The sequence below is a fragment of the Neisseria sp. 27098_8_112 genome (assembly GCF_041433235.1).
GTDB lineage: Bacteria > Pseudomonadota > Gammaproteobacteria > Burkholderiales > Neisseriaceae > Neisseria.
The window spans coordinates 67562-83055 of the sequence record NZ_JAPWBB010000012.1 but is presented as its reverse complement, the minus strand read 5'-3'; the positions used below and the strand labels follow the sequence as shown (position 1 = coordinate 83055).

Annotated in this window: 13 protein-coding genes; 5 read left to right on the top strand and 8 right to left on the bottom strand. The window is 49.4% G+C overall.

Annotation, left to right across the window (positions count from 1 at the left end; translation table 11 throughout):
* Nucleotides 1–142 precede the first annotated feature (142 nt).
* Together rpoD and dnaG are read right to left on the bottom strand one after the other, a co-directional pair.
* On the bottom strand, nucleotides 143–2095 hold the full coding sequence (gene rpoD / locus O3682_RS08870) for an RNA polymerase sigma factor RpoD (protein ID WP_371509667.1): 1953 nt from the start codon (nucleotides 2093–2095) through the stop codon (nucleotides 143–145).
* A 194-nt stretch (nucleotides 2096–2289) separates the two neighbouring features.
* Entirely contained in the window at nucleotides 2290–4062 is a 1773-nt protein-coding gene (gene dnaG, locus O3682_RS08865; protein WP_371509665.1) for a DNA primase, read from the bottom strand.
* A gap of 329 nt (nucleotides 4063–4391) precedes the next feature.
* On the opposite strand from dnaG, the gene O3682_RS08860 reads away from it, so the two are divergent.
* Nucleotides 4392–5828 (top strand): NAD-dependent succinate-semialdehyde dehydrogenase, encoded by a 1437-nt coding sequence (locus O3682_RS08860; RefSeq protein ID WP_371509663.1) that lies wholly within the window; start codon nucleotides 4392–4394, stop codon nucleotides 5826–5828.
* Between the two features lie 624 nt (nucleotides 5829–6452).
* On the opposite strand, the gene O3682_RS08855 is transcribed toward O3682_RS08860, so the two are convergent.
* Nucleotides 6453–7439 (bottom strand): malate dehydrogenase, encoded by a 987-nt coding sequence (locus tag O3682_RS08855; RefSeq protein WP_371509662.1) that lies wholly within the window; start codon nucleotides 7437–7439, stop codon nucleotides 6453–6455.
* A gap of 121 nt (nucleotides 7440–7560) precedes the next feature.
* Nucleotides 7561–8535 carry a PhoH family protein gene (locus tag O3682_RS08850; RefSeq protein ID WP_371509660.1) on the bottom strand — a complete coding sequence of 325 codons (975 nt, stop codon included), beginning with the start codon at nucleotides 8533–8535 and terminating at the stop codon, nucleotides 7561–7563.
* 102 nt (nucleotides 8536–8637) lie between these two features.
* On the opposite strand from O3682_RS08850, the gene O3682_RS08845 reads away from it, so the two are divergent.
* From O3682_RS08845 to rlmB, 3 genes are all read left to right on the top strand, one after another.
* Nucleotides 8638–9348, top strand: coding sequence for an AzlC family ABC transporter permease (locus tag O3682_RS08845; protein ID WP_371509658.1), 711 nt, complete (start codon nucleotides 8638–8640; stop codon nucleotides 9346–9348).
* Complete coding sequence (locus tag O3682_RS08840; protein ID WP_371509656.1) at nucleotides 9345–9653, top strand: branched-chain amino acid transport AzlD family protein; 309 nt, start codon at nucleotides 9345–9347, stop codon at nucleotides 9651–9653. The genes O3682_RS08845 and O3682_RS08840 overlap by 4 nt, the downstream gene beginning before the upstream one ends.
* Nucleotides 9654–9715: 62 nt before the next feature.
* Complete coding sequence (gene rlmB, locus O3682_RS08835) at nucleotides 9716–10465, top strand: 23S rRNA (guanosine(2251)-2'-O)-methyltransferase RlmB (protein ID WP_004520319.1); 750 nt, start codon at nucleotides 9716–9718, stop codon at nucleotides 10463–10465.
* Between the two features lie 53 nt (nucleotides 10466–10518).
* On the opposite strand, the gene O3682_RS08830 is transcribed toward rlmB, so the two are convergent.
* The 4 genes from O3682_RS08830 to pdxH all read right to left on the bottom strand — a co-directional run bounded on the left by O3682_RS08830 (nucleotide 10519) and on the right by pdxH (nucleotide 14892).
* Nucleotides 10519–12111 (bottom strand): vWA domain-containing protein, encoded by a 1593-nt coding sequence (locus O3682_RS08830; protein WP_371509654.1) that lies wholly within the window; start codon nucleotides 12109–12111, stop codon nucleotides 10519–10521.
* Nucleotides 12112–12266: 155 nt separating this feature from the next.
* Nucleotides 12267–12680, bottom strand: coding sequence for a hypothetical protein (locus tag O3682_RS08825; protein ID WP_371509652.1), 414 nt, complete (start codon nucleotides 12678–12680; stop codon nucleotides 12267–12269).
* Nucleotides 12681–13041: 361 nt separating this feature from the next.
* Nucleotides 13042–14100 (bottom strand): pseudouridine synthase, encoded by a 1059-nt coding sequence (locus O3682_RS08820; RefSeq protein ID WP_003686367.1) that lies wholly within the window; start codon nucleotides 14098–14100, stop codon nucleotides 13042–13044.
* A 159-nt stretch (nucleotides 14101–14259) separates the two neighbouring features.
* Nucleotides 14260–14892: a pyridoxamine 5'-phosphate oxidase gene (pdxH, locus tag O3682_RS08815; protein WP_371509650.1), complete on the bottom strand. Its 633-nt coding sequence runs from the start codon at nucleotides 14890–14892 to the stop codon at nucleotides 14260–14262.
* 111 nt (nucleotides 14893–15003) lie between these two features.
* Here pdxH and dut point away from each other — a divergent pair, with 111 nt between their 5' ends.
* A complete protein-coding gene (gene dut, locus O3682_RS08810; protein WP_371509649.1) occupies nucleotides 15004–15456 on the top strand; it encodes a dUTP diphosphatase in 453 nt (150 codons plus the stop codon).
* The last annotated feature ends 38 nt before the right edge of the window (nucleotides 15457–15494 follow it).

Below are 15494 nucleotides of genomic sequence, written 5' to 3'. Positions count from 1 at the left end.
GCGGTTTGCTGGAAGAAGGTGCTCATGGGAAATCCCCTAAATGTCTTAGTAGGAATTTAGGGGATTTTGGGGAATTTTGCAAAGGTCTCGGCCTTTTTGTATTCCATAAAAAACCGCAGGTCTTTCAACCTGCGGTTTGCTTTTACGATTTGTTTTCTTCGCTGTCGAGGAAGCTGCGGAGGCGGTCGCTGCGGGTCGGGTGGCGCAGCTTGCGCAGGGCTTTGGCTTCGATTTGACGGATACGTTCGCGGGTTACGTCAAATTGTTTGCCGACTTCTTCGAGCGTGTGGTCGGTATTCATATCGATACCGAAACGCATACGCAACACTTTGGCTTCGCGCGGCGTCAGGCTTTCGAGGATTTCTTTGGTTACTTCGTGCAGGCTGGTGTACATCGCAGCTTCTGCCGGTGCAACGTTGTTGGCATCCTCGATGAAATCGCCCAAGTGCGAATCGTCGTCGTCGCCAATCGGTGTTTCCATGGAAATCGGCTCTTTGGCGATTTTCATGATTTTGCGGATTTTGTCCTCCGGCATTTCCATCAACTCGGCCAGTTTGGCGGAATCAGGTTCTTCACCGGTTTCTTGCAGGTATTGGCGCGAGATACGGTTCATTTTGTTGATGGTTTCAATCATGTGAACCGGAATACGGATGGTACGCGCTTGGTCGGCGATGGAGCGGGTAATCGCTTGACGGATCCACCATGTGGCATAAGTAGAGAACTTGTAGCCGCGGCGGTATTCGAATTTGTCTACCGCTTTCATCAGACCGATATTGCCTTCTTGAATCAAATCAAGGAACTGCAAGCCGCGGTTGGTGTATTTTTTGGCAATAGAAATAACCAAACGCAAGTTGGCCTGAATCATTTCCTGTTTGGCGGCTGAGGTTTCTTTCTCGCTCAGCACCATGTTTTTGTTGATTTCTTTCAACTCTTCGATAGAAATGCGGGTTTCGGTTTCCATATTGGCCAGCTCGGCTTGTTTTTCGAGGATGGCGTGGCGGAAACGATCTAAAGCATTTGCCCATACTCGGCCTTTGGCTACTTCTTTTTCAACCCATTCCAAATCGGTAATAGCAGGCAGGAAGTTTTCGATGAAGTAGTCGCGTTCCATACGTACGCGGTCGATGCAGATATCGCGGATTTCGCGTTCGAGTTTGCGGATGCTTTCAACGCGACTGCGTAGGTTGCTGCTCAAATTTTCGATTTGACGTGTGGCAAAACGGACTTCTAACAGTTTGTTGGCAATGGCATCGCGGTGCTTCAGGTAGTTGGCGTGTTGGCTGCCGTGTTTTTCCAACTGCTTGATCATTTTGCCGTATTCGCTCTCGATAAAGGCGAAGTGTTCCAAAACTTTTTGTTTCAGTTCGGCCAAATGGGCGGCGGATATGGCTTCAGAGTCGCCGCCGGAGTCGTCTTCATCTTCCTCGTCGCCATCTTCATCATCACTAACGGTTTCGCCTTCTTCGTCATCAGGTTTGGCATTTTCCAAATGACCCAAGCCCAATTCGTTCAACAAGACTTCATTAGGGTCGATGATGGCTTCAACGACTTCATCCACACGGATTTCGTCGTTGCGGACTTGCTCGATCAACGCCAGAATTTCGGCAATCGAGCCTGGGCAGGCGGAGATTGCCTGCACCATGTTTTTCAGTGCATTTTCAATTTTTTTGGCAATGATGATTTCGTCTTCACGCGTCAACAGATCGACTTGACCCATTTCACGCATATACATACGCACAGGGTCGGTTGTGCGGCCGAATTCTGAATCTGCGCTGGAGAGTGCTGCTTCGGCTTCTTCAACGGCATCGTCGTCGGTCATGGCGGCGGCGTTGTCGCTCAAGAGGATGTCTTCAGCATCGGGGGCTTGCTCGGTTACTTGGATACCCAAGCCGGAAATCATGCTGACGATGTTGTCGATTTGTTCGGCGTCGGACATATCGTCGGGCAAGGCGTCGTTAATTTCGGAATAAGTGATGTAGCCGCGTTCTTTACCCATGATAATGAGTTGACGCAGACGGGCGCGCTGCTCTTCGATACTCAAGGGACGGTTGTCATCTTGGTCTTGGTATTCTTCGTAGTTTTGGTTTTTAGACATGGATTGCTCTCTAGGTTGATAGGATGCCGACGGTTTACGGTGATGTGGCCGTACCTGAAGGCGGAGCAGAGCTTTTTGTTGTGAAATCAGATTTCACTTTAATACTCTGAGGCCGTCTGAAAATATTACAGATGGAGTGTTCTGCGTGTCATGTTTCGCAGCGTGTGTTTAGATTGTTCAGACGGCCTGAGGGGTTAGTTTTGCTTTGCCGTCAAAAGCGACAGCAATAGTTTTTTTTCATTTTCGGTCAAACCAGTTTGAATACTTTTTTGCTTTAAAGTTTCGATTTGACTGTATTTTAATTCATTTAACAACTTTTTCATGCCAATTTGGAAACTTTCGCAATCTTCTTCGTTATCCCCTTCCATTTCTTCAGAATGAAGGGTCGATAAAAAAATTTGATTGACGGTTTCCTCATAGGGCGAACCGCGCATATATTCCAGCACTTGTGCGGTTGCTGGAGTCGTGTCGTGATTCTTGATGGTTTCGGCCAAATTGGCAAGGCAGGCAAAATCGCCACTTAAAGCCAGATAATCGGGCAGGTCTATATATGAAGCCCAAGCCGGATTTATCAAGAGGCTGCGTATCTGTCTTTGAACCAGTGTCAGCATGGTTGGCTGTTTGACAGAAATAGGCGGCAGTTTGTAACTTTTTTGTTTGACGTGCCGCTTTGGCGCTTCTTGCCCGAGTAACTGGGCAAGGTTGTCAGGGTCAATGCCTACGAGCTCGCTGAGTTTTTGTTTCAGAAGATAGCCCAATGCCGGCGCGGTAATCTGAGCCAAAAGCGGAGAACTGGTTTTGACCAACTCTGCTTTGCCTTCTTGCGTATTGAGGTTGAGTCCGTCTGAAAGATGTTCCCAAAAGTATTCCGATAGGGGCTTGCTTTGGTTTAACAGGGCATCTTCAAATTGCGTTTTGCCGTAGGCGCGGATGTAACTGTCAGGGTCGTGTTCTTCAGGTAGGAATAGAAAATGCAGTGATTTATCGTCTTTTAATTGCGGCAACGCATTTTCCAGCGCGCGCCAAGCCGCTTTACGCCCCGCGCTGTCGCCATCAAAACAAAAATAAATACTGTCGGCCTGACGCATCAGGATTTTGACGTGTTCCGCCGTGGTTGCCGTACCTAAAGCCGCTACGCCGTAGCCGACGCCGAACTGCGCCAATGCGACCACGTCCATGTAGCCTTCGACCACCAAAATCCGTCCTGCCTCTTTTACGGCAGCACGCCCTTCATATAGCCCGTAAAGGTTTTTCCCTTTATCGAACAAAGGAGTATCGGGAGAGTTTAGGTATTTGGGTTTGGAGTCGTCCAATACGCGGCCGCCAAAGCCGATTACCTGTCCACGCGGATTACGGATAGGGAACATAATCCGATGGCGAAAGCGGTCGTAATGTTTGCCTTCGTTATCAATGACCATGCCTGTATCCACCAACGCAGTATTCGGGTACGGTTGGAACACTTGCGCCAAAGGTTGCCAACCGTCGGGTGCATAGCCCAAGCCATAATGCGCGATGACTTCCGCACTCAAGCCGCGTTTGTCTAAATAAGCCTTCGCCTCCGGATTCAATTTCAACTGTTGCGCGTAAAAATCCGCTGCCGCTGCCGTCGTTTCTTCCAAAGTCTGCTGTTTTTTCTTACGTTCGGCACGGATTTCGGGGTTGTCTTCCTGCCCGCGAACTTTAGGCACCGTCATACCGACGCGATCAGCCAAAAACTGCACCGCCTCCGGAAACGACAGCCCCTGATGTTCCATCACAAAACCAATCGCCGAACCATGCGCCCCGCAACTGAAGCAATGGTAAAACTGCTTGGTCGGGCTGACCGAAAACGACGGCGTTTTTTCCTTGTGAAACGGACAACAGGCCATATAGTTCGCCCCGCCTTTCTTCAGCGGAACCTGTTCGTCGATAATATCGACAATATCGACTTTGGACAAAAGCTCGTCAATGAAATCAGATGGAATCATGGCTCGGCAGAAGAGGATGGACGGAAAATATTTCAGACGGCCTTACAAACAGACAAAGGCCGTCTGAAAATGGAATTTTGAATGAGGGTTGAGATGAGTTTCGTATTATAGCAAATTGTTGTAATACATGTGTCTTATCCTTTTTAGGTAGAGTATTAATAATCGTATTTCATTCGTTATTGAGATGAATATGATGTCGCTAAACCAAAGATCGGCTGTAAGATATTCAGACGGCCTTTGCTGTTGTCTTATTTTGCGATTCAGTTGCGCTTTCATGGTATGAATATGATAATGAACGTATATCCTCGGTTTTAGAAAGGTCGTTTCTCATGAAAGATTTTGCCCGTTTGCTCAACCATCCCGATATTTCCTTTTCTCCGATCTCAGATGCCATTAAAGTTGATAACCCTGCAACAGGTGAGGCTTTGGCGTTTGTCCGTAAGACTGATTCAGACGGCCTGAAGCTTTTGATTCAAAAGGCGGAGACGGCACAAAAATTATGGGCGGCAAAAACTGCGTTGGAGCGCGCCGATGTGTTGTGGCGTTGGTATTTTTTGATTAAAGAAAACAAAGAAGAACTGGCGCGGATCATGACGATGGAGCAGGGCAAAAGTCTGGCTGAGGCGCGTGGTGAAATTGATTATGCGGCTTCGTTTGTGCGCTGGTTTGCGGAAGAGGCGCGGCGGATTGACGGCGATGTGCTGACAAGTGTGAAAGCGTCGCAAAAACTGGTTGTACTGAAACAGCCTGTCGGCGTTACCGCTGCGATTACGCCGTGGAACTTCCCGTCTGCGATGATTGCGCGCAAGGCCGCGCCTGCTTTGGCGGTGGGCTGTGCGATGATAGTCAAACCTGCATCGCTCACGCCTTTGAGTGCGTATGCATTGGTCGTTTTGGCTTATGAAGCCGGCGTACCGCAGGGTTTGTTGCCTGTTGTCAGCGGTAGTGCTTCGGAAATCAGCCATGAATTTGCCACAAATCCGACTGTACGCAAAATCAGCTTCACCGGCTCAACCGAAGTCGGCGCGAAAATTTTTGCCGACAGCGCGGCAGATATTAAAAAACTCAGTTTGGAACTGGGCGGCAACGCGCCGTTTATCGTGTTTGATGATGCCGATTTGGACAAAGCCGTCGAAGGTGCGCTTGCCAGCAAGTTCCGCAACAGCGGCCAGACCTGCGTCTGCACCAACCGCGTTTATGCTCAATCCGGCATTTACGACGCATTTTGCCGCAAATTGAGTGAAAAAGTGGCGGCGCTTAAATTGGGCAACGGCTTGGAGGATGGCGTGAACCAAGGGCCGCTGATTGAGGAAAAAGCGGTGGAAAAAGTCGAGCAGCACATCGCCGACGCGCTTGCTAAAGGCGCAAGTTGCCTGACCGGCGGCAAACGCAGCGCGTTGGGCGGAACGTTTTTTGAGCCGACTGTTTTAAGTGGCGTAACGGCGCAAATGGCGGTAGCTTGCGAGGAAACCTTCGGGCCTTTGTGTCCAGTGTTCCGTTTTGAAACCGAAGCCGAAGTTATCGAGGCTGCGAACAATACGGAATACGGTTTGGCGGCCTACCTCTTCACTTCCGACACCGCCCGCCAATGGCGCGTCGGCGAAGCCTTGGAATACGGCATGGTCGGCATCAATACGGGCTTAATCAGTAATGAAGTAGCACCGTTTGGCGGCGTAAAACGCAGCGGTTTGGGACGTGAAGGTAGCAAATATGGTGCGGATGAGTATTTGGAACTGAAATATTTGTGCATTGATGTAGCGGAATAAGGCTTGCACAGTAAAGGTATTGGATAATTTTCATATTGTGAGAGCGAGCTTTATAAAAAAGCAAAACCATAAGAAACAAAGTCGCAAAAAATTTGTCACATGTATATAAAATTATTTTGATAATTTTTTTATGTTTTTAATCTTGCAAGGTGCTTATTTCGAGTTTCTAGCAGTGGTTTTTCTTTGAGTGATGGCAATGGAAATTTTGGTACATATATCGGCGGCAATACAACCATGAGCAAGGCAGGATTGGTTTTTTTTGCTCACGCAGTGTAGCTCATGTCGATAGTGTGGGAACTTTATCTAGGCTGCAATGTTTAAAAAAAGGTGATGTGAATGTTGAAGAAATTTTTAATCCTGTTTTGCGTAGCTTTCACCGGCTCATGCAGTTCCTTTGATGGGGACGATTTGACAAATGGCTCATATTCTCAAGGAAAACGTCTTGATCCGAATTGTGATCATTATGCTGTCGGCGGTAGTGGTGGCGGTTGTACACCGTCAGGTCAATGGCATCTTAAAGATAAGCAAGGACAAAGAGTGCCATTCTAGCTTTTAAAAATGATTGTAGAACGGGCATTTAATTATTTAGGCCGTCTGAAATTTGGTTTTCAGACGGCCTTTATTTTAGAGTAGATCCTGGATGGCTGAACGTTCTTCTTCTAATTCGGCCAGTGTGGCGGCAATACGTTTTTGGCTGAATTCGTCCGACAAATCCAAGCCTTGGACGATGCGGTAGCTGCCTTCGTCACAAATGACGGGGAAGCCGAAAATCAAACCTTTGGGAATGCCGTAAGAGCCGTCGGATGGAACGCCCATGGTTATCCATTTGCCGCTGCTGCCGAGCAACCAGTCGCGCAGGTGGTAGATGGCGGCATTGGCGGCAGAGGCTGCAGATGATGAACCGCGCGCAGCGATGATGGCGGCACCGCGTCCGGCAATTTTCGGCATGAAGACTTCGGTATTCCAGTCGGGTTCGGTAATCATGTCTTGGACGGACTCGCCGTTGCTGGTGGCGTAGCGGTAGTCGGCGTACATGGTTGGGCTGTGGTTGCCCCAAACGCACATTTGCTCGATGGAAGTAATCGGGCGGTTGATTTTTTCGGCAATTTGACTGACGGCACGGTGGTGGTCGAGTCGCATCAGGGCGGTGAAATTTTCCGGCGGGATGTCGGGTGCAGATTTCATGGCGATGTAGGCGTTGGTATTGGCCGGATTGCCGACGACGAGGACTTTAACGTTGCGATGGGCAACTTTGTTCAACGCCGCGCCTTGTACTTTGAAAATTTCGCCATTGGCGTGCAGCAAGTCGGCACGCTCCATGCCTTGGGTACGCGGGCGCGCTCCAATCAAGAGGGCGATGTCGGCATCTTTGAAGGCGACTTCGGGGTCGTCTGTGGCGAAGATGTCGGCAAGGAGTGGGAAGGCGCAATCCTGCATTTCCATAATTACGCCGCGCAATGCCTGTTGTGCCTGTGGCAGGTCGAGCAGCTGCAGGATAACGGGTTGGTCGCGTCCGAGCATAATGCCGCCGGCAATGCGGAAGAGGGTGGCGTAGGCGATTTGGCCTGCCGCGCCGGTAACGGCGATTCGGACGGGTGGCTTGAGGGTCATATTTTTCCTTTTGAAGTCGTTGTTTTACTTGATTTTCGGATTATAGCAGTATTATGGGGAGAATGATGTAGAAAGGCCGTCTGAAATTTGATTTTCAGACGGCCTGAAGTGTTTGAAAAGATTATTCGCCGTTTTTCTTTTCAGCTTGTTCTTCTGCTGCTTCATAGGCTTCGACGATTTTCTGCACCAAAGGATGGCGGACGACGTCTTCGCTGGTGAAGGTGTGGAAATACAGGCCTTCTACATCGCGCAGTTTTTCGCGTGCATCTTTCAAGCCGGATTTGATGTTGCGCGGCAGGTCGATTTGGCTGATGTCGCCGGTAATGACTGCTTTGGCACCGAAGCCGATACGGGTCAGGAACATTTTCATTTGTTCGGGCGTGGTGTTTTGCGCTTCGTCCAAAATGACATACGCGCCATTTAAGGTGCGGCCGCGCATATAGGCCAGCGGCGCAATTTCAATCAAACCTTTTTCCATCAATTTGGTTACGCGGTCGAAGCCCATTAAATCATACAGTGCATCGTAAAGCGGTCGCAGGTAGGGATCGACTTTTTGCGCCAAATCGCCCGGCAGAAAGCCTAATTTTTCGCCTGCTTCGACCGCGGGGCGAACCAAAACGATGCGTTCGATTTGGTGTTTTTCCATGGCATCGACTGCGGCGGCAACGGCAAGATAGGTTTTACCCGTACCGGCAGGGCCTAAGCCGAACACGACATCGTGGTTGAGCAAGGCGCGGATATAGCCGTTTTGACGCGGGGTGCGGCCGCCGATGCTGCCGCGTTTGGTGCGGAAATAGTATTGTTGGTCGTGGTGTTTTTCTTCGTGTTTTTCATCAGCGGTTTTTGCTTCGACGGCCGCGAGGCTGATGGCGTTGTCGTCCAAGTCGCCTTTTTCTGCGGCTTCGGCAAGCAACAGCAAGGCACGACGGCCTGCGTGTGCCAGTTCACCCATGAAGGTGAAATGTTCGAAGCGGCGGCTGATTTGGATATCAAGGGCTTTGCCTAAGGCTTCAAGATTGCTGTCGAGCGCGCCGCACAGGCGTTGCAACACGGTATTGTCAATTTCTTCAAACTGCAGATGGACGGTGTGGGTCATATCGGTTTCCGTAAATAAATCTAATTTTTCCGTATTATACCCTTGTTCAGACGGCCTGATTTATAATACGTCGCTTCTTTTTAATAAACCGTTTCAATCAAAATGAATCACACTGCTTCTCCTCAATCGGAATTTCTGCGCGGTATCAAAGAATGTTCCCCCATGCTGATCGGCTTGTTGCCGTGGGCGCTGATTTTGGGCATGCAGGGCGGGCAAAAGGGCATGAGTTGGCTGGAAATGCTGTTGATGACGGGCATGAACTTTGCCGGAGGTTCGGAATTTGCCGCAGTCAATTTGTGGGCAAATCCTTTACCGATTATGCTGATTGCAACAGTTACGTTTATGATTAATTCGCGCCATATCCTGATGGGGGCGGCGATTGCGCCGTATATGAGGGATATACCGCTGAAAAAGGCGATGCCCGCGCTGTTTTTTATGTGTGATGAAAGCTGGGCAATGGCGTTTGCTGAAATTCAAAAGCGTAAGGCGGCAGGTTTGCCTGCGTTCAATATGCCGTTTTATGCCGGCGTGTGTTTTATTTTGTATGTAACTTGGATTGGTTTTGCGGCATTTGGCGCTGCAGTTGGCCCGCTTTTCGGCGATGTGGCGGCTTGGGGCTTCGGCATGGCGTTTCCTGCGGTGTTTTTGGTGTTGCTGCGCGGTATGTGGAAGAGCTTTGCGGCTTCACGCCCTTGGTTTGTCAGCCTGATTGTGGCGTGCGCAACTTATTTGACCGTGGATGGCGCATGGTATGTTCCGGCCGGAACGTTGTCGGGCTTGTTGGCGGCGTATTTGTGGGGAGAGCAAAAATGAAGGATTTGTTGTCGCTGCAATCGTTTCTGCTGTTTTTAAGCATGTTGGCTGTTACCTATTCAACCCGATTAATCGGCTTTTTTGCATTGCGCAACCGTACATTGAGCCATCGTGCGCAAGTGGTTATGGAGGCCGCGCCGGGCTGTGTGTTGATTTCCGTGATTGCGCCTTATTTTGTGTCGGACAAACCGCATGAGCTGATTGCTATTGCTTTGACGGTATTGGCGTCCAGCCGGTTTTCGATGTTGATGACGGTATTAATCGGCGTTGGCACTTCGGGCATACTCGGTTATTTGATGAAATAAAAAATTTTCAGACGGCCTTACTTGTTATAATGGCCGTCTGAATTTTTCGATAAAGCAAAAACATGGCAAACCAACGACTCATCTATGGCTTTCACGCCGTCAATGCCCGTTTGTGGCAAAACCCGAAATCGATTACCGAACTCTATATCCAAGAGGGCAAATCCGATGCACGCACCCGCGATGTATTGGATAAAGCGGCCTCTGAAAATGTGCGCGTGCATTTTGCCGATGCCGACCGCCTGAATGCCATCAGCAAAGGGGCGCGTCATCAGGGCGTGGTCGGGTTTATCGATGCTTCCAAAAACCATGTTCATTTGGAAGATGTGTTGGAAAACCTGAGCGAACCGCCGTTTTTGCTGGTATTGGACGGCATTACCGATCCGCACAACCTTGGCGCGTGCCTGCGTACTGCCGATGCGATGGGCGTACATGCCGTGATTGCACCCAAAGACAAAAGCGCCGGCCTGAATGCGACCGTCAGCAAAGTTGCCTGTGGCGCGGCGGAAACTGTACCGTATATTACCGTAACCAATCTTGCCCGTACTTTGCGTGAGCTGAAAGAATACGGCATTTGGATTGTCGGTACGGATATGGGCGGCGACTCCGACCTTTACCACTGCGACTTGCCCGACAGCGTGGCCTGGGTAATGGGCAACGAAGGTGAAGGCATGCGCCGCCTGACGCGCGAACATTGCGATATGCTGGTATCGATTCCGATGTTTGGCACGGTAGAAAGCATGAACGTTTCCGTCAGCGCGGGCATGGTATTGAGTGAAACCCGCCGTCAACGGGTGTTGAAATCGGAAAAATAAAAAGTTTAATTAAAAGGCCGTCTGAATGTTTTTCAGACGGCCTTTTTCAGGTTTTATTCTTTAACCAAAGGACCTGATTTCTTTTCGCTACCGGCGGCAATGCGTACCAATTGGAGAAATTCCGATTTCAGCTCAAACGGATCGTCGCCTTGGACTTTCTGTACCATTTTTTCAATGTCGCTCCAGCCCAGTTTGCCGTTGTATTCGCCGCCGCGCAGGGCTTGGGCATAGGAAGCTGCGGCCAGGGCGAGCAGGGTGTCTTTATCGGCTTGCTCCAGCGGTTTGCTGCCAACGGGGATTGCTTGTTCCATCAGCTTGCTGTCTTTTTCTCCAGGCAGTTTGTAGCGTACTTTGACAAAGGCGTATTCGTTTTTACTGCCTTTGGCGGCAGGGGCTTTTTGATAGCGTGATTCGTTCAGCCAGCCTTGTTTGCCCTGCGGGATGATTTCATAGATGGCGGTCACGCTGTGGCCTGAGCCGATATCGCCCGCATCTACTTTGTCATTGTTGAAGTCTTCATTACGCAGGGTGCGGTTGGTGTAGCCGACCAAGCGGTATTCTTTGACAGTGGCAGGATTGAATTCGACTTGGATTTTGACATCTTGCGCAACGGTGGCAAGCGTGGAAGTCAGTTGCTGCTGCAGAACTTTTTTCGCTTCTTTTTCGTTGTCGATATAGCTGTAATTGCCGTCTCCTGCATCAGCAATTTGTTCCATCATGTCTTCGTTGTAATTGTCTGTACCGAATCCTAGCGTGCTGAGTGAAACACCGGTTTTACGTTTTTCGGCAACCATGGATTTGAGCGTTTCGGTATCAGATACGCCAACGTTAAAGTCGCCATCGGTTGCCAGCAGGATACGGTTGATGCCGTTGGGTACGAAGGCTTTTTGCGCTTCTTCGTAGGCCATGCGTAAAGCGGATTCGCCCGAAGTCGAGCCTTCGGCTTTCAGTTTGTCGATGGCTTGTAGGATGGTTTCTTTATCTGAACCTGATGTGGGTGGAAGCACTAGCTCTTCGCCTGATGAATAGGTAATCAGGGTAACCTTGTCCTGAGGACGTAATTGTTGGGTCAAGGTACGCAGCGTTTTTTGAACCAACGGAAGTTTATTTTCTTCATCCATACTGCCGGATACGTCCACGAGGAACACAAGATTGGCAGGCGGCAGGTCTTTCTTTGCCGTGTCTTGTGCTTGGATACCGATTTTGATCAGCTTGGCTTCCGGTTGCCATGGAGAATCAATGGTTTCAGTATGAACGGCAAATGGACGGCCGTCAGTAGGCAGTGGATAGTTATAAGGGAAGTAATTGACGATTTCCTCAATCCGTACAGCATCTTTAGGCGGCTGTTCGCCGTTGTTCAGAAATCGGCGGACGTTAGCGTAGCTGCCGGTATCGACATCGATGCTGAATGTGGAAACAGGTTCTTGAGCAACGGATTTAACCGGTTGGTCAGGTTGTTCTTGGTAGCGTTCGGTGTTTTCTGCAAGAGACAGATTTTCTTCAGCAACGGCAGCAGCAGACAATGCTGATTCCGGTGCGCCCTGAAGATTTTCGGTTGACGAGTCTGATCGGTCGAGTGGACCGGAACACGCAGTCAAAGCTGCCAAAGTGAGTATGGAAATGGTTTTCAGGAAGAAACGGGGCATGATTTAAGCTCCTAAGGATATGTTGTTATGGGTACTTATGAGCAGTGTATTGGTAATTTGAAGGTATTTTTATTTAAATTTTTATTTAGGGTTTGTTCTAGTTATAACTAGGGTAAATGGCCGTCTGCATATTTTCCAGACAACCTTTCAAAATTTTAATGTTGTTCCAAACGTTTGATTTCCGTTTCTTCTAAAACTTCCGCCTCCACCAAAGGAATCGTAACATCGGCATCTGTTGATGGCTTTAAAAGCTCATATACGGTTTTTTTAACGGCTGTTTCAATACGAGAATGCATGGCCCATACAAATAAAAACAATAAGATAAAAAATGAGGTAAAGATAAATAGTCCGTATAGGTAGCTGCCCAAAAGCTGGCCTATATAGAGTGAAAGGCTAAGTAAAACCAAAATGACGGCTACTGCTCCTGTAATGGCGAAGAGTAGGTAGAAAACGCTTGGTGCCGCATATTCAGAAGCCGTTTCTGCCAATTGTTCCTGTTTTTCTCGAACACTGTCGGAAATCGGGTCAATGATGGCTTCACGAAATTTCCGCTTTATAAAATCAAACATAGTTTCCCCTTTTTTATAATGATTAAAGAAATAGCATTATCTTATAAATAAGAAATTTATGCCAAAGCATTTGGAAATTTGGATGTATTGGGAAGTAGTAAATATACCGATTAGTTGAGATGAAGGGATAGGCTATTATTGAGTACAGCCTTGTGAAGGTTGGAGCAGCTCTGCTTATATTTAATAATAAAGTAGAAAAAATATAAATTATTCAAATATTTAAAATAAATGGAATAAATTTGTAATAATATGTTTTGTGCTAAGAGATTTGAGTTTTAATTCTCTTGATTTTTATGACTAAAGCAAGATGTTATAAGGCTGAGACGATTTTGCAAAAGTCTCAGCCCCGATTTATCTTACATTAACTTTTCTTCCGGCGACGTTCGCCAGGCAGCAGCATATCTGCCCATTTGATGATGTTGGCGACTTCTGCCGGATTGAGTTCGTAGAACTGGCCGCGTTTGAGGCGGTTTGGCAGACCGATGGGGCCAAAGCCTACGCGGACGAGGCGGCTGACGGTCAGGCCTTGGCTTTCAAAAATGCGGCGTACTTCTCGGTTGCGGCCTTCTTTGATGACGACGTTGTACCATTTGTTCGCGCCTTCGCCACCTTGTTCGTAGATGCGTTCGACTTTTGCCAAACCGTCTTCGAGCATCACGCCTTCTTCGGTCAGGACGCGCATTTGTTCGGTGGTCAACTCGCCCAATACGCGCACGGCGTATTCGCGTTCGACTTCAAAGCTGGGGTGGGCAAAGCGTTGAACCAGTTCGCCTGAAGTGGTCAGGATCAAAAGGCCACTGGTATTGATGTCCAAACGGCCGATGGCTACCCAGCGGCTGCTGGCTGCTTGTGGCAGGCGGTCGAAAATGCTGACGCGGCCTTGCGGGTCGTCGCGGGAAACGATTTCGCCTTCTTGTTTGTAGTAGAGGATGATGCGTGGCAGGCGGTCTGCCCATTTGAGTTTGATGATGCTGCCTTTGACGGTAACGTGGTCGTCGGGCGTGACTTTTTCACCCAGTTGGGCTACGCGTCCGTTGACCGTTACCCAGCCGTTGCTGATCCATTCTTCCATTTCTCGACGTGAGCCGACGCCGGAAGCAGCCAGGACTTTTTGCAGACGCTCGGGTTCAAAGCGGGAAAGGTCGCTGCGGCGTTCTTTCAAATCGCGGGCGTGCTCCATGATTTTTTGGTTTGGGTTGCGGACCACCAGTTTTTTGGCTTTGGCGGCACGTTGTTTTGGGGCGGTATTTTGAGCTTTGGGACCGTCTGAAACTTTTTGGCCGTAAGGTTTGCCTGATGTTTTTCGCTCATCGTCTGGACGTTTTTTATTGGCAAAGGATTTGGCCGGTTTGGAAGGTTTTTTGGCGGTAGACGATACGCCGTCGCGCCATTGGCGTTTGCTGGAAGGCTGTTTGGACATGATTTTTCCTAACTCGCTTGAAAAAGCGGTTCTTCTGCGGCGGTTGCGGCAGGGGTTGGATTGGGGGAAAAGGCCGTCTGAAAATCAGATTCAGACGGCCTGCCGATGAAAGGCTGTATTGTAACTCAACCAGTAAATTTTTGTTTGAAAATCCGAAAATTATGGCGAAAGGCGTTCGCGTATCCAGTTGCCGTCAACCAGGCGGTATTGGATGCGGTCGTGCAGGCGGCTGGGGCGGCCTTGCCAAAATTCGATACGGTCGGGAATAACGAGGTATCCGCCCCAATGCGGCGGGCGGGGAACATGCAGGGGATGTTTGACACCGACGGCCGCGGCTTTGGCCACCAATACGGCTTTGTTGGAAATCACTTCGCTTTGCGCGCTTGCCCATGCGCCGATACGACTGGTATACGGACGGCTTTCAAAATATTCGTCCGAAGCGACTGCGTCGAGTTTTTCAATGCGTCCTTCAACACGCACTTGGCGTTCGAGTTCCGGCCAGAAAAAAGTCATGGCGGCAAAGGGGTGTGCCGTATAGGAGCGGCCTTTGCGGCTGTGGTAATTGGTAAAGAAAACAAAGCCTTTGGGGTTGACTTCTTTCAGTAGTACCATGCGGCTATTGGGCCTGCCGTCTTCGCCCACGGCGGCAACGTTGACCGCGGTCGGCTCGTTGACTTCGGCGTGAATCGCTTCGTTCAGCCATTGCTCAAATTGGACAATCGGGTCGGCGTGGCATTCGGCTTCCGACAGCTCGCGTTTGCTGTAATCTTCGCGGATATTGTGCAGATCCATGATTTTTCTCCTTAGGTCTGACTGAATCATACTCCGTTTTTTCAGACGGCCTCAAGGGCATTTGTGTATAATCGTAGCCCTTTCCAATATAGAACAATACGGAGTCCCGTCATGCAAACCGAAGTCGAACTGAAAATCTTAAATCCGAAAATGGCCGATTCCCTGCCTGCTTATGCAACGCCCGGTTCTGCCGGTTTGGACTTGCGTGCCTGCTTGGATGAAGCTGTTGTATTGCAGCCGGGCGATGTATATCTCGTGCCGACCGGTTTGGCGGTGCATTTGGCCAACCCCGCGTATGCAGCCATTTTGTTGCCGCGTTCCGGTTTGGGCCATAAACACGGTATTGTTTTGGGCAATTTGGTCGGTTTGATTGACTCGGATTATCAAGGCGAATTGAAGGTTTCTCTGTGGAACCGTGGTAAAGAAGCGTTTACCATCGAGCCGATGGAGCGTATCGCGCAGATGGTGATTGTGCCGGTTGTCCAAGCTGCGTTTAAGGTTGTGGACGAGTTTGCCGCCAGCGAGCGCGGTGAAGGCGGATTCGGCAGCACCGGCAAAGCCTGATTCTTTAAAAGGCCGTCTGTAACAGGAAAAATTGAAAT

Coding starts and splice junctions, on each gene's coding strand:
- O3682_RS08820 (WP_003686367.1), bottom strand. CDS start 14,100: ATGTCCAAACAGCCTTCCAGCAAACGCCAATGGCGCGACGGCGTATCG.
- dnaG (WP_371509665.1), bottom strand. CDS start 4,062: ATGATTCCATCTGATTTCATTGACGAGCTTTTGTCCAAAGTCGATATT.
- rpoD (WP_371509667.1), bottom strand. CDS start 2,095: ATGTCTAAAAACCAAAACTACGAAGAATACCAAGACCAAGATGACAAC.
- O3682_RS08825 (WP_371509652.1), bottom strand. CDS start 12,680: ATGTTTGATTTTATAAAGCGGAAATTTCGTGAAGCCATCATTGACCCG.
- pdxH (WP_371509650.1), bottom strand. CDS start 14,892: ATGGATCTGCACAATATCCGCGAAGATTACAGCAAACGCGAGCTGTCG.
- O3682_RS08855 (WP_371509662.1), bottom strand. CDS start 7,439: ATGACCCTCAAGCCACCCGTCCGAATCGCCGTTACCGGCGCGGCAGGC.
- O3682_RS08840 (WP_371509656.1), top strand. CDS start 9,345: ATGAAGGATTTGTTGTCGCTGCAATCGTTTCTGCTGTTTTTAAGCATG.
- O3682_RS08860 (WP_371509663.1), top strand. CDS start 4,392: ATGAAAGATTTTGCCCGTTTGCTCAACCATCCCGATATTTCCTTTTCT.
- dut (WP_371509649.1), top strand. CDS start 15,004: ATGCAAACCGAAGTCGAACTGAAAATCTTAAATCCGAAAATGGCCGAT.
- O3682_RS08850 (WP_371509660.1), bottom strand. CDS start 8,535: ATGACCCACACCGTCCATCTGCAGTTTGAAGAAATTGACAATACCGTG.
- O3682_RS08830 (WP_371509654.1), bottom strand. CDS start 12,111: ATGCCCCGTTTCTTCCTGAAAACCATTTCCATACTCACTTTGGCAGCT.
- O3682_RS08845 (WP_371509658.1), top strand. CDS start 8,638: ATGAATCACACTGCTTCTCCTCAATCGGAATTTCTGCGCGGTATCAAA.
- rlmB (WP_004520319.1), top strand. CDS start 9,716: ATGGCAAACCAACGACTCATCTATGGCTTTCACGCCGTCAATGCCCGT.